The sequence below is a fragment of the Kitasatospora sp. NPDC101183 genome (genome assembly GCF_044767945.1).
Taxonomy (GTDB): Bacteria; Actinomycetota; Actinomycetes; order Streptomycetales; family Streptomycetaceae; genus Kitasatospora.
In genome coordinates this window covers 171,211-192,720 of the sequence record NZ_JBIWOW010000008.1, presented here as the reverse complement: position 1 = coordinate 192,720, position 21,510 = coordinate 171,211, and the positions used below count along the sequence as shown (strand labels likewise).

The window sequence follows — 21,510 nt, the reverse complement described above, 5'->3', positions numbered from 1 at the left end:
ACCAGCACACCAGGCTCACCCGCCACGACTCCTATGGCACGAACAGGCTCAGACATACCCGATCACCGCAGGCCGACGCCGTACAAGATGGTGCTCGGAGCGAACACCCAACTCTGTATGGTGGTGTTCGGCGAAATTCGGTCCTGTTCGGTAGCCAGCGTCCTACGCTGAGTCCCGCAGACCATCAGGGGGACATGCGTGGCGCATGGGGATTCTTCGGGGATGACACCCGAAGCCGCGTTCCAGCGAGGACTCGCCGACTTCGCCACCGGGCTCCGGAGACTGCAGATCGAATGCGGCAACCCTTCCCAGCGCATGATCAGCCGCGCCGCACCCTCCGGGCGGCCACTGTCGGCCTCCGCGATCAGTGAGACCCTCACGGGTAAGCGTCTGCCCAGTCGAGACTTCCTCATCGCCCTCGTCCGGACGCTGCTCAGCCACTCGAACGATGGCCAGTCCCCTGTAGGCCGCAACGACCCAAGGGTCGAGTTCTGGCGCACGAGCTGGAACCGAGTGGCGCACCTACAGTCCGAGGCCCGCCACGCACCCGCAGCATTCAATTCGGCACAGTCGGTCACGGTTGCTGAGAGCGATCCACCACCCTCTGCACCCACTCAGCCGGGAAGCGACACACCAGCGAACCCTTCTGAGTCGCTGACGCATAACCGGCGCTTGAAATTTCGCCGCGCGTCTGTGCTCCTGCCTCACTCCGGCTTCGTATGGTCTGTGGCGTTCTCCCCCGATGGCAAGCTTCTCGCGACCGGCAGCGCCGCTGGGAAAGTGACGCTCTGGGACCCCGTCACCCACCAGGCCATCAGCAATCCCGAGACTGCCCAGAAGAGCACAATCAGGTCGGTGGCGTTCTCTCCGGACGGACGTTTGCTGGCGGCTGCCAGTGACGAACATGGCGTATGCCTATGGGACGTGAGGTCAGATCAATCATCCGGAGCTCTCAAACTCACGAAGCGACAAAAGGTCGCAGCAGTCGCGTTCTCCCCGGATGGCACCGTGCTGGCCACCGCCAGCTTCGACCGAACGGTACGGCTCTGGGACCCATACACGTGCGAAGCGGTCGGCAAGCCGCTGACCGGACACACCGGCCCCGTCACGGCAGTCGCCTTCTCGCCCGAGGGGAGCGCATTGGCCACCGCTAGCTTCGATGGCATGGTGCGGCTCTGGGACCCAGCAACCCGCCAAGCGATCGGCAAACCGTTGCTCGGCCACACCGGGCTCGTCAGGTCGGTGGCGTTCTCCCCCGACGGCAAGCTGCTAGCTAGCGCGAGTGACGATGGCATGGTGCGGCTCTGGGACCCAGCAACCCACGAAGCGGTCGGAACGCCCCTGGCCGGCCACACCGGCTCCGCCACTGCGGTGGCGTTCTCCCCCGACGGCAGCCTGCTCGCCACGGCCAGCGACGATGGCATGGTACGGCTCTGGGACCCGGCCACCCACGAAGCGGTCGGAGATCCCCTGACCGGTCATGCCGTCCCCGTCAAGTCGGTGGCGTTCTCCCCCGACGGCAGCCTGCTCGCCACCGCTGGCTACGATCGCGTTGTGCGGGTATGGGAGGGCAAGGAGACATTGCCATTGCTTGTCCCGACGCAGCGCACTCGGGACAAAGATGACCCGCATGACAACCTGCTCAGCGAGGACGCCGAACTGCGCTCCCGACTAGGTGTTCTGACCGCACGCGGCCTCGCCAGTCGAAGCGTCCTAACCGCGCTCAAGAACGGCGAAGGCATCTATCTGGCGCCCCTTGTCGGACACCGTGACGCGGTCTGGTCAGCCGCGTTCTCCCCCGACGGAACCACACTGGCTACCGGGAGCGCCGACGATACGGTGCGATTCTGGGACCCTGCTGACCGGCAACCCGTCGGAAGGCCCCTGACCAATCACCGCGACTCCGTTCGGTCAGTCGCGTTCTCCCCCGACGGCACCCTGCTAGCAACCGCAGACCGTAGCGGGGCGGTTCGCCTGTGGGATGCGGGCACCCGGGTACCGGCGGGAGGGCCATTTGCCGACAACCTCGGCCCCATCACATCAGTGGTCTTCTCGCCCACCGGAGTCCTCCTTGCCATCGTTACTGACGCTGGCGAGGTACAACTGTGGTTGCCGGCCGCGCAACAGGCTGCCAGTGACCCTCTGGCCAGCCGACGTGGGGTCATCACCGGAGTCGCGTTTTCCCCCGATGGCACGCTAATCGCAACCGCCACCGATGCTGGCACGGTGACACTTTGGGACTCTGGCACGCACCAGCCGACCGGCGAACTCCGTGATGGCCACAGCGGCTCAGTCAGCTCCGTGGTGTTCTCCCCGGATGGCAGCTTGATCGCGACCGCCGGTCACGATCGCTCGATGCAGCTGTGGGACCCAACCACCCATCAGCCCGTCGGAAAGCCCCTTATGGGTCATGACGGTGCCGTTACAACCATGGCCTTCTCCCCCGACAGCGCACTCATCGCGACGGGGAGCAACGATCGCACCGTGCGGCTGTGGGACCCAACCACCCATCAACCTGTTGGTGAGTCCCTCGCCGGCCATCGCGGCACTGTGACATCGGTTGCCTTCTCCCCCGATAGCTCCGTGCTCGCCACCGGCAGCACCGATTGCACCGTTCGGTTGTGGGTGCCTCCCGCAGTCAACAGCTTCGCTCGACCTCAGGGCTAGGAGAGGGAGCTGCCCCACTTGGACGCTGGCTTCGCGGTCCGAAAGCGTTCCAGGACGCGCTCGGTCTAGTCGCTTTTCGCGCCGTACTTGGGTTCGGTGGTCTCCTTCCAGGTCTTGGTGCAGCCGGCGGCCGGGCTGGCAGGTGCTCTGGAGCTGGTCCTGCCGGGCCATGCCTGGCTGGGCAGGCTCAGGAGGTAGGGCCGAAGGTGAGGAGCGGCACGTCGTAGAGGGCGGGGTTACGGGGCCGGGTCATGGTGGGGCCGGCGACTTCCACGATCAGGAGCTCGCTGAGGAACTGCACGCGTGCGTTGAGCAGGTGGCTGGTGCGGCCGTCCGCGTTGTCGCCCTTGAGGCCAGCGGCGAGGTGGATGTGTGGGAGGACGAGGCCGGTGGTGGGATCGTGGGCGAGGGTGCCGCCGCCGAGGGCTTCGACGAACTCGACGCGGGTGCGGTCCCAGAGGGGCTGTTCGGGGTGGGTCAGGCCGTCGCAGGTGCCGACGATCTCGGCTTCGGAGAAAGCGCCGATGAACATGGGGATGTAGCCCTGCTGGACGTCGTGCTCCTTGCAGAACTCGGCGAGGGCATCGAAGAAGTCCTCGCCGTGCTCGAAAGTGACGCCGAAATTCCGGCCGAGGGTCAGTTCGCTGGCGCGCATGGGGCTGGGTCCTCGCTGTCGAAAAGGCTGGTGCGGGCTCGGCTCAGTCAGCTGCGGCGCGGAAGGCGGCGGCGATCTCGTCGGTCTTGTGGCCCTGGGCGAGCAGGAGGTGCAGGAGGAGGCGGGCTTTGTAGGGGTCGAGGTGGCCAGCTCGGATCAGCCCGCGGGCGAGGAGGTCCTTCTCAGAGCCGGGGAAGCTGTAAGTCGATTGCAGGACTGGGCCGTTGCCGATGCGGGTGGCGAGGACAACCGGAATCCGGGAGGCGGTCCTCTCCAGGGTGGCCACGTAGTTCTGGGGGACGTGGCCCACGCCGAACGCGGCGATCACGAGGCCGTCGCACGCCTCGGCCATCGTGGCGAGGAGGGTGCCGTCGTCGCCGAGCGTCGCGGTGTACAGCCCGACGCGGGGCGCGGAGCCGGTGAGCGGTCCGGGGAAGGCGGTGCGGGTGAGGAGGGGGCCGTGGAGGTGGACGCGGCCCTCGTAGAGGCGTCCGAGGGACCCGGTGGCCGGGGAGGTGAACGCGGCCGGGCTGGTGCTGTGGGACTTGCGGACATTGCGGGCGGCGTGGATCTCGTCGCCGAGGACGACCACGGTGCCGGCGCCGTGCAGTTCGGGAGCGGCGGCGGCGATGACGGCGGCGTGGATGTTCGCCGGGCCGTCCGCGCCGGGCTGTGTGGGGTTGCGCATGGCTCCGGTGACGACGATCGGCTGGTCGCCGGCGTGCAGGAGGTCGAGGAGGTAGGCGGTCTCCTCGATGGTGTCGGTGCCCTGGGTAACCACCGCGCCGTCGCAGCCGTCCTGAAAGGCATCGGCGATGGCGCCCGAGAGAGCGCTCAGGTCGTCGAAGCTGAGGGAGGCGCCAGGGAGTCGGCGGAAGTCGTGGACGCGCAGGTCGGTGTTCAGCTCCTGAAGAGCCGGGACCGCGGCGAGGAGTTCATGCGCGGACAGGGCGGGTACGACGCCGCCCGTGGCCGGATCGGTGGTCATCGCGATGGTGCCGCCCAGGGAGAAGATCGCGACTGCCCTCTTGCTCAACGTCGGTGTCTCCTTGTCAGGATGGTCTTCCATCAGCAGTTCGGCCGCGTGACCTCCGGTGCAATCTATCGGTTCAGGGCACGTGGTGGGCGGCGATGAACTGACAAGCGGCGTCCAGACCTTCCAGACCCAGCAGCCGACTGCGGGGCCTGGCGAGGGCGCGGGTGCCGACCGAGGCGAGCTGGCGGCAGCGGCGGGTGAGCCAGGGCCAGTCGAGTCCGAGGTAGTCGGCGGTGGCGATGAGGCGTCCGTGGGCGGCATCGGCGGCGGTCGCGGAGTGTACCGCGGCGTGGCCTACGGCGTCGGCGAAGGTGCGCAGATCAGCCCGTCGTGTCGTGCGTCCGAGCTTGGACACGGCCTCGGCTCGTACCCAACTGGCGATGACGGCACGCTGCTGGGGGATCAGGACGAAGCCCTCGGTCTCCGCGAGGTCGGGACTTTCGGTGATCCAGGTCGTGATGCCGTGGGATTCCATCAGGGCGATCACCAGGAAGAGCATGACCCGCTCGTAGCCCGGGGAGCGAGTGACCGCCTCCGGTGGGATGCAGAAGGCGCGGCCGGTCCCGCTCCTCGCCTCGGGCGTCGCCGGGGCAGTTCGCCGGAGGTAGTCGAGCTTGTGGGAAAAGAAGAGCCAGGTGGCGGCTTCTTCTCCGGTCCGCTCGCGGGTCCAGAAGAGCGGAGCTTCGCCAAGGGCGTCACGGTTGTCGAGGATGTAGTGGGCGCTGGCCTGGGAGCCAATGAACATGAGGGAGCCAGCCGCCAGTTCCTCGTCCCGGACGGCGCTGGCCAGCGGGTCGAGGTCGGTGTCAGTGGTGAGCGGCAGGACGGTGTGCAGACCGGCGTCGTCACTGAGCAGGGCGGCGTCGAATCCGGTGACGGCCCACAGGATCCCGTAGGTGAGGTCGTCGAGCTCGTACGCGGACGAAATGCGGAGCGGGCGATCCTGGGCTCGACCGGCGAAGCGCGCGTCAACGGCGAACTGTCGGCTCGCTCCGTCGATGGTCCGTTTGGCGATTACAAGGGAGCGGGTCGGCGCTTTGACCCAGGCGTCCAACTCGGCACTGCCGCTCAGGTGGAGTTCATTGCCGTAAAAGGTGTCAGCGTCGATGACCAACGCGGGCAGGTTCGCGCCGGGGAGGCTCTGACCCGCAGGGAATCGCAGGCACCGCGGTCCGACCGCTGCGATGGCGAGCGACGGTGGTTGCGCGACGTAGGTTGTCGACTCCCCGTCCTCGAGCTCGCTCGGGAGCGGACCGGCCAGCTCCTCGGGGAAGTTGAGGACCTGGGCCCATTGGATCATCTTGCGCCGGTCCTTGACGGTCCGCTGGCCGCGCTCCAATCGACTGATCTCGGACTGGTCGCTGTTGACGATCCGGGCGAACGCCGCCTGGGGCAGGCCGGTGTGGCGTCGAACCAGGCGGCAGAGCGTTCCCAGGTCCCAGGTCGCCACTGCCTGCTGGACCTGCGGGTCGTCCCAGAATTCGGGCGCGATGCGTAAATCACGCTGGCAGGGGCCGCACTTGGCACCGGCGTTGTAGCGGCTCAGGGTGCTGCCGCAGGAGGTGCACCGTCGCTGCTGACTGCTGTCCACGCTGACATTCTTCCTCGCGATGCTCCGTCCGTTCGGCATCTACCGCGACTCGCATAAACGCCCATGAGCGCGGGTCCGCTTCTTCACGACCATGGATGAACGCACACGAGCCGGTTGCGACGGTCGTCGTCACCACGAGCCGTGCGTCAGGAAGGACTTACGAGACGATGAGAGCAACGATTCCCGCAGAGGAGTCCACCGAGCCGTCGTTGCGGTCGGCTTGGCAGACGCTGGCGGACGGGCTGCTGGTCCAGCGGCTCCAACTGCACGTCGAGGAATGGCGCGAGATCGTGCAGACCGGGGGGAGCCTGCCCGACATCAGCGGCGCCCCGGTCGCCGGCCTGGCCCTGCGGCCCACCGGCGCCGTCGGCCCGGAGGCGCGGGCGCTGCTGGAGCGCACCGGCCTCGCCTACTGGTGGTCGTACCCGCAGCGCTACGGCACGGTCGGCGACACGAGCGCGATCGGTACGGTGCGAGCGGCGGAACAGGCTCGCCGGCGTCTGCTGCTCGACGGCATGGCGGCGCCGTGGAGCGAGGCCGTGATCGCGGCCTGCGAGGCGAGCGCGTGGTGGGTCGGGTTCTTCGCCGTGATCAGGCATCACGGCGTTCGGCACCTGACTTTGGAGCCGAACCCCGAACCGATCCACGCCCAGGTCCTGGAGGGCGCGGTCGGCGCGGTCGCCTACGGGATGGCGGGCCGCGTGCTGGCCACGGCCCTTCGGGAACAGGACGACGAACGGACCCGGCGGGCCTACTGCGAGGCCATCACGGCGGGCATCGAGGTGGAGCGGACGCTGCCCGCTCTGCTGGACGAACTGGGCGAGCTGCGGCTCGTGGACCTGGTGTCCACGACCGCCGTGTGGCGCGGCCAGTTCACCAAGTACGCGGGCGGCACCGGAGCAGGGCAGGTCGAGTAATGACGAACCGCTACCCCTTCATCGCCATCGAGGGCCTGGACGGCACCGGAAAGACCACGCTCCGCAAGGGGCTGTTCCAGCTGTGGCAGGGCCTGTTCGACACGGCCCCGCTCTGCGTCCTGACCACGAACTTCCTGTCGCCCGAGCACGCCGGGCAGATCGTCGACGGGAAGTACCGGCCGTCGCCCGAGAACAGGGCCGCCTACCTGTCGGCCATCGTCGCGGACAAGAACGCGACCGTGCGGCAGCTGGTCGAGCCCCAGCGGCGCGCACGGCCGGTCATCGCGGACCGCTGGCTGCTGAGCGAGCTCGCGTTCTTCGCCGTCAAGCACGGTGCTCGGGCGCAGGACACCTACAAGGCCCTCGCCGAGGAGCTGGCGGACGGCCCGGACGCGACGCTGGTGCTCGAACTGCCCGCCGCCGACTCCATGTCGAGGGCGAAGGACCGCGCCGGCGACGCCGTGCGGGCGGACTGGGACGTGCACCACGTGCAGTCCGCGGTGCACGAGGTCTACGCCGAGGTCACCGGTTCCCCGCAGTCGTTCCCGCTGCTCGGCACCGTCGTCCCCCTGGATGCCGGCGCCACCCCGGCGGAGGTTCTCGGCTCCGCCTGGGCCGCGCTCGAACGCCTCGGGCTGATCCCCGGCCTCCCGACCGATGCGGAGAAGGAGAGCTGATGCCGATATCCGACGCGGCGGCCCGCTTGCGCCAGGCGCTCACCGCGCCGACACCGGCACGCCCGCTGCTCGCAGCGGGCGCCGTCAACGCCATGGCGGCCCGACTGGCCGTGGAGGAAGGGTTCGACGCGCTCTGGGTGAGCGGCCTGGAGGTGTCGGCCGCCCTCGGCCTGCCCGACGCCAACGTGCTCAGCGCCCGCGACCTGGCCGACGTGGTCACCGCGCTCGGCCGAGTGACCGATCGCCCCGTGATCGTGGACGTCGACAACGCGGGCGGCACCGTCGAGGGTGCTGCCCGCATCGCGGCCGACCTGGTCCGGGCCGGGGCTGCCGCCATCTGCCTGGAGGACAGCGCCTACCCCAAGTGCAACAGCTTCTCCGCGCACACCTCTCAGCAGCTGGCCGCCGCCGACCTCGTCATCCAGCAGGTCGAGCGCATCCGCAAGACGGTCGGAGAGGGCCTGGTGGTCATCTCTCGCACCGAGTCCCTGATCGCCGGCACGAGCCTGGAGCTGGCCATGGGCCGATCGACGCGCTTCGTCGACGCGGGCGCGGAAGCCGTGCTGATCCACTCCAAGGACCAGACCGGCGGCCAGCCCCTGGAGGTGGCCACCCGCTGGACCAATGCGGTCCCGCTGGTCACCGTGCCCACCGCCTTCCCCCAACTCACCGCCTCGGAGCTGGGCGAGGCCGGCTACCGGCTGTGCATCTACGCCAACCAGTTCAGCCGGGCCGCTATGGCCGGCATGCGCGCCGCCGCCCGCCAGTTCACCCGCGAGGGCACCTTCCGCCCCAGCGCCGAGGCCCCGCTCGCGGCCGTCGCCGACCTGCTGCAGATCGGCGAACCGGACGCCCTGTCCTGCATCTGACCTCACACCCCGAGGGATCCCGCGATGACCCTGCCCCGCATCAGCGTGTCGGTGAAATCCGCAGTCCTGCACGACGACCAGGTCCTCCTCCTCTCCTACAACGACCACTCCGGGTTCCACTACAACCTGCCCGGCGGCAAGGCGCAGGAGGGAGAGAGCCTGCGCGACGCGGTCCGCCGCAAGGTCCAGCAGGAAACGGGTCTCGACGTGGCCGTCGACCGCCTCCTGCTGGTGACCGAGTACGTGCCGGCCGCCTGGAACGACGAGTTCGGGACCGTACAGAAGACCCAGTTCACCTTCCTCTCCCACCCGTTGGGCGACACGACCCCGCGGTTCCCGGACCCGCCCGACCCGATCCAGGTCGGCTTCGAGTGGACGCCCATCGGCAAGCTCGCCGAGGTGTACCTCCTGCCCCGGATCAACCAGCCGCTGCTCGCCGCTCTGCGCGGCCAGCTCAGCGACCCGTTCATCGACAGGTGGTGACCTCCTTGAACGACGTGAACGACGACCTGCGCAAGTGGCTGCTCGCTGAGCACGCGGAAACGGTCTGCGCCGACCGGCTGGACGTCATCGCCGACGAGCTCCACCGCCTGGTCGACCGGCGCGTCGGCGGTGCGATCGTCGAACTCGGCTGCTACCGCGGCGCGATGGCTCTGTGGATGCGCTGCGTGTTGGATTCGCTCGGCGACCGCAGGCGTGAGATCCACGTCTTCGACTCCTTCGCCGGCATGCCCGCCCCAGGCGACCAGGACTCCGACCACCTCTCCGAAGGCGACCTGCACTCCGCTCCGCAGGACGTCCTGGACACCCACGCCCGCTGGAACCGCACGCCACCGACGATCCACCCCGGCTGGTTCGAACGGACCGTTCCCGGCGAGTTGCCCGGCACGATCGCTCTGGCCTACCTGGACGGCGACTTCTACGACTCCACCCTCACCGGCCTGCGAGCCTGCGTGCCCAGGCTTTCCCCGTCCGGGGTGCTGCTGCTGGACGACTACGCCGACACCGCCGTCAACCCGAAGGCGTGGAACGGCCTGCCCGGCGTGAAGCGTGCCGCCGACGACTTCTTCGGCGCGCCCTCCCCGGTCGAGGTACTCGTCGGCGACGGCGACCTCGCCTTCGGGCGCTACCTGTCCCCCATGCCCCGAGGAACGGCCTCCCGATGACCCAGACCATCCTCATCGCCAAGGGCGCCGCCGATCTCGGTTGCCTCCAACTCTCGCTCCCCAGGATCGAGTTCATCGAGACGGCCGACTTCGATTCGCTCCCCGGGAACGCGCACCGGGCCACGCTCCTCACCCTGCGCTCCGGAGCACGGCTGGGCGGTCGGCAACTCGACCGGCTGCCGCTGCTCCAGCACGTCGTCCGGGTCGGCTCGGGCACCGACAACATCGACGTCGCCGAGCTCGCCCGGCGCGGCATCACTCTGCACCGCAACCCGCACGTCAGCGCGGCAGCCGTGGCCGAGTGGTGCCTGATCGCCGCGCTGAGCCTGGCACGTCGAATCCCCTTGGGCCACAACGCTCTTGTCCAGGGCCGTCACATGAAGGACGCCTGCCTGGGGCAGCCACTGTCCGATCTCGATGTCGCCGTCTGGGGTGCCGGCCCGGTCGGGAGATCGGCTGCCAGGTTGCTCGCCCCCTTCGCTCGCCAAGTCACCTTCGCCCGCTGGCCGTCCAACCCACCGGCGCTGCAGCAACTGCCCGCTCACACGCTGATCGATTACGCGGACGTCCACGTGATCGCGCTACCGCTACGGGATGAGACGCGTGGCCGGTTCGACGAGGGGTTCCTCGCCAGGGCGTCTGCGCGCCGACCGCTGGTGATCTGTGCGGGCCGGATCGAGACGCTCGACGTGGAGGCGTTCCTGAGCTCGCTCGACACACGGCGCATCACCGGCCTCGCCCTGGACGCCATCGAAGCCGAGCACTTGGGGCTCGTGGGTGCCTCAGCCGGTGCTCGAAACCTCCTGGTCACGCCGCACGTCGGCGCCCAACGCGCGGACGTCCGGAAGGAACTCGACACCTGGCTCACCCAGCTCATCGCCTCGGTCTCCGACCATCGGGTGGCCGTTCCGGTGGGGACTGCTCACCAGGAGGGCCGGTGATCAGCGAGTCGGCTCGTCGCCGCCTCCACATCGCGGGACAGGTCGCCGAGCACCTCCTGTCCTCCCACCCGGGCTCGACGGTCTGGCTGGAGGGTGCCTTGGCCTGCGGCCTCGCCCACGCGACCAGTGACATCGACCTGCGCCTGCTCGGCGACACCCCGGATCTCCCCGATTCCGGCTCCTGGCTCAGCGACGGCGTGCGGATCGATCTCCAGGTCTCCGGCCCGGACCAGATGGCACAGTTGCGCGCCTTCCTGCGCGGCTTCGAGGTCCGCGCCGACGATCTCACGGTGTTCCGCCGGGTTCGCAAGGACCTCGGCAGCCTGACCAGCCTGCGTACCGCAAGGCAGTACCAAGAAGAGCAGTGGATCCCGGTCGTGAGCCCCGGCGAGGCCGAGGTCTACCGCGCGTGGGCCGTGGCGGACCGGGCCGAGACGGTGGCGAGCCTGACCGAGGACCTCGTCGGCCTGGCCGCCGACGGCCTGTACGCCTCGGTCGACCTGGTGTTGGAACGCCTGGCACTGACGCTCGCCTCCGCCGAGTGCGCCGCCGCCGGGCAGCCCCTGCTCGGAGAGAAGTGGCTGCCGCTCATGGCCACCCGTCCCTGGACGCCCGGCACGACGACCGCGGTGTGGCATGACACGTCCTGGGGATGGTTCCGGCCGATCCAGCAGCGGCTGACCAGTGCGCTGCTGTCCTGCCACCCCATCGACGGCAGCAGCAGCGACCCTGCGCCGGCCCTCGGTACGGGATGGCTGCCCCAGCGCTACAGCGACGGCTGGTTCCTGCGCAGGGCCGACGACCGCGTACCGCTCACCGACGCAGCTCTACTCACCTGGGCCAAGCACCTGGAGTCCACAACTACCTGACCGCCGAGGCCCCCTGGAGGTGAGCCTTGTCCACCGCCCCGCCCCCGAACGACCTCGACTCCCTGTACGCACGCCTCGACCCTGCCGACCGTACGACGGCGTTGTCCGTGATCCTCAAGTTGCGCGGCGAGACCTGCAACATCGACTGCCTGTACTGCTTCGAGAAGCGCAAGGAAGCCCCTGGTGGCCGCCGCATCGATGCCTCCCAGGTGAACCGGCTGGCGACGCTCTTCACGGACCGGCCGCTCTCCGTAGAACTCCACGGCGGCGAACCGCTCACCGCCGGGAAGGATGCGGTCACCGAGGTTCTGCGCGCCCTGGCGGCCAACTCGAACGTGGTCCAAGTCAGCCTCCAGACCAACGGTCTGCTTCTCGACGACTCCTGGATCGACCTGTTCGACGAGCACCTGCCCTCGCTGGAGATCAGCATCTCCCTCGACGGCGATGCCCGGGGGAACAGCTGGCGCATCGGCTACGACGGGCTGCCCGTCTATCCCCGGATCGTCGAGTCGCTCCAGCTGCTGGAACGCCGAGGCCGGACCGCCTCGATCGTTTGCGCCGTCACCCCTCAAATCCTCGGCAGAGCCGAGGAGATCGTCGACCACCTGGCCTCGTTCCCGGCCGTGATCGCGATCAACTTCGTACCTTGCTTCGACGGCGCCGTGGTGGCACCGACACGAGCGACGTCCAGCCGCGTCGGCACCAGCAGGGCCATGCAGGCGGCGGCGATCGGATCGACCGGCCCCGCGTGGGCCATCACTCCGGCCCAGTACGCGGAGTTCACCCTCTCCGCGGCCGTCCGATGGGTACGCGCCGGCTGGTTCCGCAAGGTCAAGCTCGATCCGGTCGTCTCCGTGATCCGCCGTCTCCGTGGTCTGCGCAGCGGCTCCTGCCACTTCGACGACCTCAAGTGCGACCACGTCTTCACGCTGTACCCCGACGGCCGTCTCGGCAGCTGTGACGAACTGGCCTGGCCTCAAGCCCAGTTGACCAACCTCCCACTCCTCGACTCGCAGCAGGACGTGCGGCACGCCCAGGATCGGTCCCGGCTACTCTCCGGCGCCCGCTCCCTCATCGCGCCGTGCGTCTCCTGCGACTACCGGGACACCTGCGGTGGCGGCTGCATGGCCGTACGGCTCCGCCACGCACTCGCAGACCTGGGCGCGTCCTACTGTGCCCACCGCATGCGGCTGATCGACGGCGTCGCTGCCCTGCTCGCACAACCGGAACACCCCGAAGCGGTCTGGTGCACCCGGCTCCGCTGGCGCCCGCGCCGCCCGAACCAGATGCACGATGTCGCCGCGTTCGTCCGCCGCTGGGACGACCCGCTCGCACCCCGGCAGCAGGCCCGCCTGCACACCAGCGAGCTCGGCAACATCAACACCGTGGGCCTTCCCGGCATCCACGAAGCCGACGACCTCGACCCCCTGCACCCGCAGTGGCGGGCCGGCATCGAGCCGGGGGTGTTCCCCCTCGTGCGAGCCGTCACCGAACGCTGGAACTGCATCACGTACGACAGCTGCCAGGGCCACTCTGCCGCCCCCGGCACACCGCAGCGCGAGCTGTCCATCGGCATCCTGCCGCGTGACCGTACCGAGGCGGCCGAGATCGCCGCCCGGCTGTGCCGGCTCGCCGCGCGTGCCGACAACGCCCTGCCGTCCTCGGTTGTGCTCGACCTCGGACGGAGCCTGCTGACCTGCGGCACGAACGGGGATCGCTACCCCGTCCTGGACCTGCGCCTCGTGCCCGCACCGGGCAGCCTCCCGAGCGAATACCTCGCCGCGCTTCCCACAAGCGGCCGGCTCCTGGCTGAACTAGTCGGCGACCCGCCCGGCGGCGCCCCGTTCCTGTGCGCCTGCCCTCCCCCGGTCTCACACCCACACGCCCTCGATCTCACGGAGGTTCGCCGGTGATCCACATCGCCGAGACCCTGAGCATCCACACCGTCGAGGACTTCCTCGGCGCCCACGAGGTGCAGCAGCTCAATGAGCTCATGGACCTGGAACTCGCCCAGCGCGGCCGTGAGTCGTTCGACGACGCTCGCCTCTCCACCATCCACGAGGTCCCCGGGCTCACCTCCGAACTGGCCCGCGCCCTGTACGAGCCCGCCGGGCGCGTGGAGATGACCGACGTCCCGGCCGCCGCCCAGGCGATTCTGAACGCCGCGCTGGAACGCAGCCGCGCCGCCATCGCGCGGAACGCGCCGTCCGTCGAGAGCCACCGCCCGTGGATCTTCCTGGAGTACCAGGCCGGCCAGTACATCAGCGCCCACGCGGACGGCATCGCACCTGACCCAGGCGCTTGGCCCCGCCAGATCGCCGCGGCCAGCGTCGCCATCGAGCTGGCACCCGATGGCAGCGGTGGTTTCTACGTTGAGACCAGCGGGAGCGAGGCTCCCTGGACCCCGGCATCCCCGAAGCCCGTCACCGGCTACGACGCCCGCATGCGGTTCATCTCCGAAGGCACGGACGGCTCATCCGACTGGTTCGCCGCGATGAAGCGCACCCGCTGGACTGCCCAGCCCGCCACGGGCACCCTGCTCGTCTTCGGCAGCCAACTCGTCCACGGCACCGAACCGGTGCGCGTCGGCCGGGTGCGCAAGTTCCTCACGCTCCTGACCGCCGAGGCTCCTGCCCCGCACAGGACCCGGTGAGCCACCCGTGTGCCGGAGCCGCAGCCCTCCGCGAGCGAGCGCCGTCTCCCTTCACCAATCCACCTGCGAGGAGGACCAAATGGAGAACCCCAACCAGTTCAACGAGTTCGTCGAAGCCGTGGCGGCCCTGCACGACGAAGGACCGGTGCGGATCACCGCCCACACGTCCAACGCGTCGCCGCGCGGTTGGAACGCCTCTCGGTCGAACGTGACCGCTGAGGCGTCCACCGACGACACCCAGCAGTAGCCCCACACAGAACCCCGGTGCGTCCGGTGCAGGGCACGCGGCCTGCACCGGACGCACCGTCCCTCGTGAGGAGACGTGACCATGCCCGAGCCCTCGACCGACCAACTCTTCTACCTGCCCGGCCTCCAGGAACGGAAGGCCGAACGTACACGACGCATCGCAGAACTCCTCGGCAGCAGCCTCGGCGGGCACGGCCCGACCGGTGCAGCCGTCGCCCATGCGGTCGCGCATCACCTGCTCGAAGGTGCCGAGCAGGCCGCCGCCAACCGCAACGGCGACCTGCTCTCCTGGTACCGACGGACCGAACTGCGCGACCTCGCCTACCTGGCTTCCACGGACTCCGCCGGCAGCGCGCACCTGCTGCTCAACCCGGAGGACGGGCACCTCCTGCAGTCGCCACTCTCGGAGACGGCGTACTACCTCGTCGCGCCGGAGACCTCGGTCGCGCCGGCCGCGCTGCACGAACTGCTGGCAACGGCGCTGGACTCCGCCCGCAAGCACGGCTTCGGCGGCCTGGTGGATCAGTACGCGCCGATCGTCTGCCTGCTCGAACGACGGGAGCTGCGCGACACCCTCTTCAGCTGGAGCATCACGCGCCTGCCCGGCACCGTGTTCACCGACTACACCTCCGCCCCGGAGGTCCTCGCGCGTGACCTCGTCCACGAGGCCGGCCACCACTGGTTCAACGAGGCTCTGGCTACGGCATCCGTCTCCCTGCCGGAGGACGTCACGTTCCACTCGCCGTGGCGCGAAACCGAACGGCCTGCCTTCGGCTTCCTCCACGCGTGCTGGGCGTTCTCCCTCACCGTGATCTACAGCGCCGCCGTCCTCGACAGCGCCCCTCCGCCCGTCCAAGCCTTCCTGCGCGACTACCTGGCCGGACAGGGCCGCCTTCTACGAGCGGCCGTACCGAACTTCGGCGAGGCCGCCTCCTTGATCACCTCGGAGCAGCTGCGAGAGCGTGTCTCCGGTGCGGTCGACGCCGCCTTGCGGTGCGCGCAGGAGCTCCCGGAGCCGTCCGAGGAAGTGAGCTCGTGTTGACCGAGCTGGTGATGCCGCACGTGGTGATCCCCGGCATCGCCGAGTTCGCCCGCGGCTGCCTGCCTGCGCCAGCCGCCACGGATAACCGCAACCCGTGGGTCGACGGCTTCTGCTGGCTCTACTGCGGTCAGCAGTGGACTCGGGTCCTGTGGATCGGCCCCGCGACCGTGGCAGGCGCTCAGGCCCCGATGTACGCCTGCGGGCCGTGCATCCAGGAGCTTCAGGAACGCGTCTGGCGCTCGATCCTCCTCAACGACGAACCTTCGCCGCCTGTCCCGCCGTCTACGGGGGGCGAGGAGAGCCGAGTCGGCAGCACCCGACCAGGCCGACACCGTCGCAGCAGCTGGCCGTTCCGGCGTCAGTGACGCCCCACCCGCGTGCCCTCGGGTGCCCGCTATCGGCTACGTCGTGATGATCAGGCCAGCGAGCCCCGCGCAAGCCAGGTGCGTGCTTCGGCCGCTCGGATGCCGAAGAGGCGGGTGCGGGGGTCTCCCGCGCCCTCCGTCCCTCGGCTGGTTACCGCCAGGGGCGGTTGGTGTCAGCCGTGGGCGGTGCCGGTGGCCTGGGCGGCTGCACGGCCGTGGTCACCACAGGGGTGGTAGTGCGGCTGGTGGTGCTCCTGGACATGGCTGCGCGGGTGCGCAGTTCGTCCGGGGTGGCGGCCGGTGCGGGGGCGGGGAGGTAGGCGTCGCGGCGGATGCGCCAGGTGAGGACGGCGGCGGGTGAGTCGGCGGTGGCGAGTTCGCGCCGCCCGGCGGCGTTGGTGAGCAGGGTGGTCGGGTCGTGGCCGGCGGCTTCGGCTTGAGCGAGGGAGGCGGCGAGGGCTGCCCAGTTGTCCTCGGCGAGGAGGCGGGTGGCCTGGTCGGCGGGCAGGGTTCGGCGGACGGTGTCGGCCTGCCGGTCGTGGTCGGGTGTCGGGAGGAGTCGGCCTTCGAGGGTGAGGTGGGCGATCGGCTTTGCGGCGTGGCGGGTGTAGGCGGCGCGCAGGTGTTGGGCGGCGGTGTGGGCGGCTTCGGCTTGGTGGCGGTGGCCTTGGGCGGCGTGCCATTTGGCGATCATGATGACGAGCAGGACGAGGCTGGTGAGGATCGTGGCGGCGGCGGTGCCGTCGTCGCCCCGGCCGGTGGCGGGTCCGGCGTGGAGGAGTTCGCGGGCGGCGGAGCGCATCGCGCGCAGGTCGGCGCCGGCGGCGCGGGTGTGAGCGGTGCGGGTGTACTCCAGGGCCCGGGCGGCCTGGTGGATCTCCTTCCTGCTGAGGGTGGGGCTGGTGGCGGCGAGCGTGTCGAGGACTTCGAGGCCGCCTCGGATCACCGCCTCCGCGCGGGCGGCGTCCTGCTCGTCATCGAAAGCCGGGTAGGCGCGTTCGACGGTGGTGCTGGCCCGGTGGCGGCTCTCGGCGGGCCAGGTGCGGGGGTCGGGCGTGGGAGCGGGCTGATCAACGCCGAGGGTGAAGCGGGCGCGGATCTTGGGCTGGGTGAGGTCGGAGGCGAGTTTGCTGCCGGAGAACCAGACCGGACCGGTCTCGTCGCCGGTGGGGAGGGCGAACTTGTAGCCGGTCACGTCGCCGGAGGGCGCTCGGCGCACGCCGATCAGGACGCCGTTCGCGGCGAGCCGGGCGGTGAACTCCTCCTCGTCCGCGGCTCCGGCCAGGGCCTGGCGGACGGCGGTGCGCAGGCGGTCGCGGTCGGTGCCCTCCCGGCCGAGGCGCTCGGCCTTGCGGATCTCGGCTCCCGTGGCGCGCTTGGGGATCGCGTCCCGGTACTCGCGGGTGCGGGTGTCGGAGAGGTCCTTGAGTCCGTACTGGCGCTCGATCCTGGTGAGTTCGGCTTCGACGCGGTACTGGTCGCCGTACAGGCGAGCCTGGGTGAGGTCGGCGCGGACGACGGTGGCGAGGATGTGGATGTGGTTGTCGGCATGGCGCACGGCGACCCATCGGCAGGCGTCCTCGTCGCCGTCCAGGGCAATGCCGGCGGCGGCCATGACGCGGCGGGCGATGGCGGCCCAGTCCTCGTCGTCGAGGATGCGGTCGCCGGGGTCGGCGCGGATCATGCGGTGGTAGACGTGGTTGTTGACCTTCCTGCCGTACTGGAGGACGTGCAGGTCGAGGGCGTCCCCGAGCTGTTCGAGGGTGGCGCCCAGGTCTCCGGGCGCCTGGGCACCAGCGAGCGCTTCCCCCGCCGCCTCATCGCCGAGCACCGGATCGCCTTCGTCAAGATCGGCACCCACGTCCGCATCGCCGAGAGCGTCCTCAACGCCTACATCGAGGCCAGCACCGTCCCCGCCATCCGCCCGGTCCGCTCCGGTGGCCGCCGCTTCGAGAGGGCTGCCTGATGGCGAACAACTCCGGTCGCCAGCGCCGCTGGGGCTCCGTCCGCAAGCTCCCCTCGGGCCGCTTCCAGGGCCGCTACCCCGGCCCCGATGGTGCCCTGCGCAACGCCGACGAGACGTTCGAGACGAAGGGTGACGCCGAAGCCTGGCTCGTCGAGACCGAGGCCGACATACGGCGAGGCGAATGGCGAGATCCCAACGCGGGAGCCGTCAACTTCCTCCTCTACGCCACCGCCTGGATCGACGAGCGCGACCTCGTGCCGCTCACCGAGGAGCTGTACCACCGGCTCCTCCGCCTCCACATCGCGCCGACCTTCGGCGAGTCCGACGTGAAGGACATCACCGCTCCCCAGGCCCGCTCCTGGCGCGCCGGGCTCCGCAGCCGCAGCATCAAGACCACCGCCGCGAAGTCCTGCCGACCGCTCAAGTCGATCATGGAGACCGCCGTCGACGACGAGCTGATCCGCCGCAACCCCTGCCGCGTCAAGGGCGGCGGCAAGGAGGTGGCCGCCGAGCTGATGGGCCCGCGCTGGCAGCTGATGGTGTTCATCGCCGCCTTCATGGCCCTGCGACCGGAAGAGCAGGCCGAACTCCGCTGCCGCGACGTCGACCTGGAGAAGGGGATCGTGTGGATTCGCCGTGCGGCCCCCGAACTCTGCACCGGCGAACGGGCCGTGGGCGACCCCAAGTCCGAGGCCGGCAAGCGCGCGCTCCGCATCCCGTCCGAACTCCTCCCGGAGTTCGAGCGGCACCTGCGCTGGTACGCCCAGGACGGCGGGAACGGCCTGCTCTTCGTCGGCGAGCGCGGAGCCCCGTTCCGCTGCTCGACCTTCGGCCGCAAATGGCGCAAGGCCCGCAAGAAGCCGGAGTTGGAGCACCTCCGCTTCTACGACCTCCGCCACACCGGCAACGTCCTCGCCGCCAGCACCGGCGCGAGCCTCCGGGACCTCATGACCTTCATGGGCCACAACTCCCCACGCGCTGCGCTGATCTACCAGCACGCCACGGAGGAGCAGCAGACCAAGATCTCCAACGGCATCAGCGCCGCCGTCGTCGACATCCGCAGCGCCCGCCGCAAGCGAGCGGCCTCCGACACCACGGCGCAGGCCCGCGAGGCGTGATCGCCCGCACCAGGACGAGCCCGGACGGCTTCCGCCGACCAGGCTCTCCCGACACCTTCCGCCGCCGTCAGCCGGCCTGGTCCGCAAGGCGCTGCTTGAGCCGGGCGCACAGCTCGCCGAAGGCGGCGTCGGCGGCGGGCGACAGCGGGAAGAGGCCGAGGAAGGCGTGGATCAGGCCGTCGTAGGTGCGGCTGAACACGTCGACGCCGGCCGCGCGCAGGGCCTCGCCGTACGCGACGCCCTCGTCGCGCACCGGGTCGAACCGCGCGGTGCCGATGATCGCGGGCGCGAGTCCGGCGTGGCTCGCGGCGCGCAGCGGGGAGACCTGGGGCAGGGTGCGGACGGCGGGGTCGTCGCCGGCGTACAGGTACTTGAAGTCGGTCAGGGCCTCCCGCGTGAGCAGGTAGCCGGCGGCGTTCTCCGTGTGGCTGGGGAAGTCCCCGTCGAAGTCGGTGGCCGGGTACGCGAGGAGCTGGGCGGCGAGCGGGCGGTGCCGGTCGCGGAAGGCCAGGGCGACGGCGGCGGACAGGTTGGCACCGGCGCTGTCCCCCGCCACCGCGAGCCGGTCGGGGCAGCCGCCGTCGTCCCCGATGTGGTCGGCGACGTGCAGGGCCACGGCCAGGCAGTCGTCGTAGGCGGCCGGGAAGGGGTGCTCCGGGGCGCGCCGGTAGTGGACGGCGACGACGACCGCGCCGACGTCGCGGCAGATCCGGCGGGTGACCAGGTCGTGGCTGTCGAGGTCGCCGGTGACCCAGCCGCCGCCGTGGAAGAAGACCACGGTCGGCACCGGCCCCTCCGCCTCCGGCCGGTAGACCCGCACGGGGATGTCCCCTGCGGGGCCCGGCACCACCGCGTCCCGCACGGACCCGACCTCGATCCTCGGCGGGGCGGGCGACGCCTCCCGCAGCTGCCGATCGGCAGCCCGCAGCTCCTCCGGGTCCGCCTCGCGGACGGACAGCCCGGTGATGGCGTTGATCTGCTCCAGGATCGCGGCGATGGGCGGATCGACCGCTCCCCGGGTACCTGTGGTCTCGTTCATCCTGTGTGACCTCCTCGGAGCCGTTCTGGACCTGTCACCAGGCTCGCTCCGGAGGAATCGGCCGGCCATGGGGCGCCAGACAGAACCGTCCGGGTGAAAACTGTCGCCCGGAACAATCCTCCGGCCACAGCCACCGAATACGGCCGCCGAGGCAGCGGATGCCCGGCCCCGGAGGGGCCCCTCGACGATCGGGCCGCCGACGTGCCACTGAGCCGATCGGGGCAAGGCCCTCCCGGCGACGGGGCGCCGCCCGCACTCAGCGGCCACGGATCTCCGTGAGGGCCCGCTCCGGCGATCGCACCCGACCTGTTCGCAGCGACAATTCCCGACGCGCGTCTCCTGGTCCCCGGGACATGGCCGCCGTCGTCCCCGGTTGGCACGGTGGGAGGTGCCGCCCTCGGGAAGGTCCCGGTCGGGCGGTATCTGGAAAGGCGGCGATCGCGATGGACGTGAAGTCCGAGGGGCAGTACGGGGATTACCAGAACGAGATCTACTTCGACGGGCTCTCCGGCGTGCTCCCCACCATGCCGATGAACTTCGCCGAGCTGGAGGCGCGAGCGCAGGCGGCGCTGCCGCCGTCCGTCCTCTCCTACGTCGCGGGCGGCGCCGGGGACGAGCTCACCCAGCGGGCCAACGTCACCGCCTTCGAGCGGTACGGCCTGGTGCCGCGGATGATGGTCGGCGCCACCAAGCGGGACATGTCCGTGGACCTGTTCGGCCTGAAGCTACCCTCGCCGCTGTTCATGGCGCCGGTCGGCGTGATCGGGCTGTGCGCGCAGGACGGCCACGGCGACCTCGCCACCGCCCGCGCCGCCGCGAAGAGCGGCGTGCCGATGATCGCCTCGACCCTGACCGTGGACCCGATGGAGCAGGTCGCCGCCGAGTTCGGCGACACCCCGGGCTTCTTCCAGCTCTACACCCCCACCGACCGGGCACTCGCCGAGAGCCTGGTCCACCGGGCGGAGGCCGCCGGGTTCAAGGGCATCGTCGTCACCCTGGACACCTGGCTGACCGGCTGGCGCCCGCGCGACCTGAGCGCCAGCAACTTCCCGCAGCTACGCGGCCACGCGCTGGCCAACTACACCTCCGACCCGGTCTTCCGGGCCCGCCTCGCCAAGGCCCCCGAGGAAGACGTGCGCGCCACCGTCCGCGAGTGGATCAGCATCTTCGGCAACCCGCTGACCTGGGACGACCTGCCCTGGCTGCGGTCCATCACCAAGCTGCCGATCATCCTCAAGGGCATCTGCTCCCCCGAGGACACCCGCCGGGCCAAGGACGGCGGCGTCGACGGCATCTACTGCTCCAACCACGGCGGCCGGCAGGCCAACGGCGGCCTCCCCGCCCTGGAAGCCCTGCCCGGTGTGGTCGAGGCCGCGGACGGCCTGCCCGTCCTGTTCGACTCCGGCATCCGCTCCGGCGCCGACCTCGTCAAGGCCCTCGCGCTCGGCGCCACGGCGGTCGGCGTCGGCCGCCCCTACGCCTACGGCCTCGCGGTCGGCGGCACCGACGGCATCGTGCACGTGCTGCGCTCGCTGCTCGCCGAGGCCGACCTGATCATGGCCGTCGACGGCTATCCCGCCCTCGCCGATCTGCGCGCCGAGGGAGCGATCCGCAGGCTCTGACGGACCGCCGCACCCCGAAGCCCGGCCCCCGAAGCGGGGGCCGGGCTCGTGGCGTCCTCCGGTCACGTCGC

At 70.4% G+C, this 21,510-nt stretch carries 21 protein-coding genes; 16 read left to right on the top strand and 5 right to left on the bottom strand.

Features of this window, described 5'->3' with window-relative positions; translation table 11 throughout:
• Positions 1-222 precede the first annotated feature (222 nt).
• Positions 223-2,667: a WD40 repeat domain-containing protein gene (locus tag ACIRRS_RS13425; RefSeq protein WP_402969272.1), complete on the top strand. Its 2,445-nt coding sequence runs from the start codon at positions 223-225 to the stop codon at positions 2,665-2,667.
• Positions 2,668-2,854: 187 nt separating this feature from the next.
• Here ACIRRS_RS13425 and ACIRRS_RS13420 read toward each other — a convergent pair whose 3' ends face one another.
• The 3 genes from ACIRRS_RS13420 to ACIRRS_RS13410 form a co-directional block, all read right to left on the bottom strand.
• A complete protein-coding gene (locus tag ACIRRS_RS13420) occupies positions 2,855-3,322 on the bottom strand; it encodes a PPC domain-containing DNA-binding protein (protein ID WP_402969269.1) in 468 nt (155 codons plus the stop codon).
• Between the two features lie 43 nt (positions 3,323-3,365).
• Complete coding sequence (locus tag ACIRRS_RS13415; protein WP_402969266.1) at positions 3,366-4,358, bottom strand: asparaginase; 993 nt, start codon at positions 4,356-4,358, stop codon at positions 3,366-3,368.
• Between the two features lie 73 nt (positions 4,359-4,431).
• Positions 4,432-5,949, bottom strand: coding sequence for a helix-turn-helix domain-containing protein (locus tag ACIRRS_RS13410; RefSeq protein ID WP_402969265.1), 1,518 nt, complete (start codon positions 5,947-5,949; stop codon positions 4,432-4,434).
• 167 nt (positions 5,950-6,116) lie between these two features.
• Between ACIRRS_RS13410 and ACIRRS_RS13405 the strand changes: the two genes are divergently transcribed.
• From ACIRRS_RS13405 to ACIRRS_RS13350, 12 genes are all read left to right on the top strand, one after another.
• Positions 6,117-6,866 carry a hypothetical protein gene (locus tag ACIRRS_RS13405; RefSeq protein WP_402969262.1) on the top strand — a complete coding sequence of 250 codons (750 nt, stop codon included), beginning with the start codon at positions 6,117-6,119 and terminating at the stop codon, positions 6,864-6,866.
• A complete protein-coding gene (locus tag ACIRRS_RS13400) occupies positions 6,866-7,543 on the top strand; it encodes a dTMP kinase (protein ID WP_402969260.1) in 678 nt (225 codons plus the stop codon). Before ACIRRS_RS13405 ends, ACIRRS_RS13400 begins: the two co-directional genes overlap by 1 nt.
• Positions 7,543-8,412: an isocitrate lyase/phosphoenolpyruvate mutase family protein gene (locus ACIRRS_RS13395; RefSeq protein WP_402969257.1), complete on the top strand. Its 870-nt coding sequence runs from the start codon at positions 7,543-7,545 to the stop codon at positions 8,410-8,412. The genes ACIRRS_RS13400 and ACIRRS_RS13395 overlap by 1 nt, the downstream gene beginning before the upstream one ends.
• Before the next feature lie 24 nt (positions 8,413-8,436).
• Complete coding sequence (locus tag ACIRRS_RS13390; protein WP_402969254.1) at positions 8,437-8,895, top strand: NUDIX domain-containing protein; 459 nt, start codon at positions 8,437-8,439, stop codon at positions 8,893-8,895.
• Between the two features lie 14 nt (positions 8,896-8,909).
• Positions 8,910-9,578, top strand: a complete 669-nt coding sequence (locus tag ACIRRS_RS13385; protein WP_402969685.1) for a TylF/MycF/NovP-related O-methyltransferase — start codon at positions 8,910-8,912, stop codon at positions 9,576-9,578.
• Positions 9,575-10,519, top strand: a complete 945-nt coding sequence (locus ACIRRS_RS13380) for an NAD(P)-dependent oxidoreductase (protein ID WP_402969251.1) — start codon at positions 9,575-9,577, stop codon at positions 10,517-10,519. The genes ACIRRS_RS13385 and ACIRRS_RS13380 overlap by 4 nt, the downstream gene beginning before the upstream one ends.
• Positions 10,516-11,388 (top strand): hypothetical protein, encoded by an 873-nt coding sequence (locus tag ACIRRS_RS13375; RefSeq protein WP_402969248.1) that lies wholly within the window; start codon positions 10,516-10,518, stop codon positions 11,386-11,388. Before ACIRRS_RS13380 ends, ACIRRS_RS13375 begins: the two co-directional genes overlap by 4 nt.
• Before the next feature lie 26 nt (positions 11,389-11,414).
• Entirely contained in the window at positions 11,415-13,301 is a 1,887-nt protein-coding gene (locus ACIRRS_RS13370) for a radical SAM protein (protein ID WP_402969245.1), read from the top strand.
• Positions 13,298-14,041, top strand: a complete 744-nt coding sequence (locus ACIRRS_RS13365) for a hypothetical protein (protein ID WP_402969242.1) — start codon at positions 13,298-13,300, stop codon at positions 14,039-14,041. Before ACIRRS_RS13370 ends, ACIRRS_RS13365 begins: the two co-directional genes overlap by 4 nt.
• Positions 14,042-14,120: 79 nt before the next feature.
• On the top strand, positions 14,121-14,288 hold the full coding sequence (locus ACIRRS_RS13360; protein WP_402969239.1) for a hypothetical protein: 168 nt from the start codon (positions 14,121-14,123) through the stop codon (positions 14,286-14,288).
• Between the two features lie 81 nt (positions 14,289-14,369).
• Positions 14,370-15,329 carry an aKG-HExxH-type peptide beta-hydroxylase gene (locus tag ACIRRS_RS13355; RefSeq protein ID WP_402969237.1) on the top strand — a complete coding sequence of 320 codons (960 nt, stop codon included), beginning with the start codon at positions 14,370-14,372 and terminating at the stop codon, positions 15,327-15,329.
• The gene (locus ACIRRS_RS13350) at positions 15,323-15,694 is read left to right on the top strand and encodes a hypothetical protein (RefSeq protein ID WP_402969234.1); all 372 of its coding nucleotides are present in this window, start codon (positions 15,323-15,325) and stop codon (positions 15,692-15,694) included. Before ACIRRS_RS13355 ends, ACIRRS_RS13350 begins: the two co-directional genes overlap by 7 nt.
• 151 nt (positions 15,695-15,845) lie before the next feature.
• On the opposite strand, the gene ACIRRS_RS13345 is transcribed toward ACIRRS_RS13350, so the two are convergent.
• Positions 15,846-17,378 (bottom strand): hypothetical protein, encoded by a 1,533-nt coding sequence (locus ACIRRS_RS13345; protein WP_402969231.1) that lies wholly within the window; start codon positions 17,376-17,378, stop codon positions 15,846-15,848.
• Positions 17,379-17,423: 45 nt separating this feature from the next.
• Between ACIRRS_RS13345 and ACIRRS_RS13340 the strand changes: the two genes are divergently transcribed.
• On the top strand, positions 17,424-17,660 hold the full coding sequence (locus tag ACIRRS_RS13340) for an excisionase family DNA-binding protein (RefSeq protein WP_402969683.1): 237 nt from the start codon (positions 17,424-17,426) through the stop codon (positions 17,658-17,660).
• Positions 17,660-18,778, top strand: a complete 1,119-nt coding sequence (gene xerC / locus ACIRRS_RS13335) for a tyrosine recombinase XerC (protein ID WP_402969228.1) — start codon at positions 17,660-17,662, stop codon at positions 18,776-18,778. The genes ACIRRS_RS13340 and xerC overlap by 1 nt, the downstream gene beginning before the upstream one ends.
• 67 nt (positions 18,779-18,845) lie before the next feature.
• Here xerC and ACIRRS_RS13330 read toward each other — a convergent pair whose 3' ends face one another.
• Positions 18,846-19,817, bottom strand: a complete 972-nt coding sequence (locus ACIRRS_RS13330) for an alpha/beta hydrolase (RefSeq protein ID WP_402969225.1) — start codon at positions 19,815-19,817, stop codon at positions 18,846-18,848.
• 443 nt (positions 19,818-20,260) lie between these two features.
• On the opposite strand from ACIRRS_RS13330, the gene ACIRRS_RS13325 reads away from it, so the two are divergent.
• Positions 20,261-21,439, top strand: coding sequence for an alpha-hydroxy-acid oxidizing protein (locus ACIRRS_RS13325; RefSeq protein ID WP_402969222.1), 1,179 nt, complete (start codon positions 20,261-20,263; stop codon positions 21,437-21,439).
• Positions 21,440-21,510 lie beyond the last annotated feature (71 nt).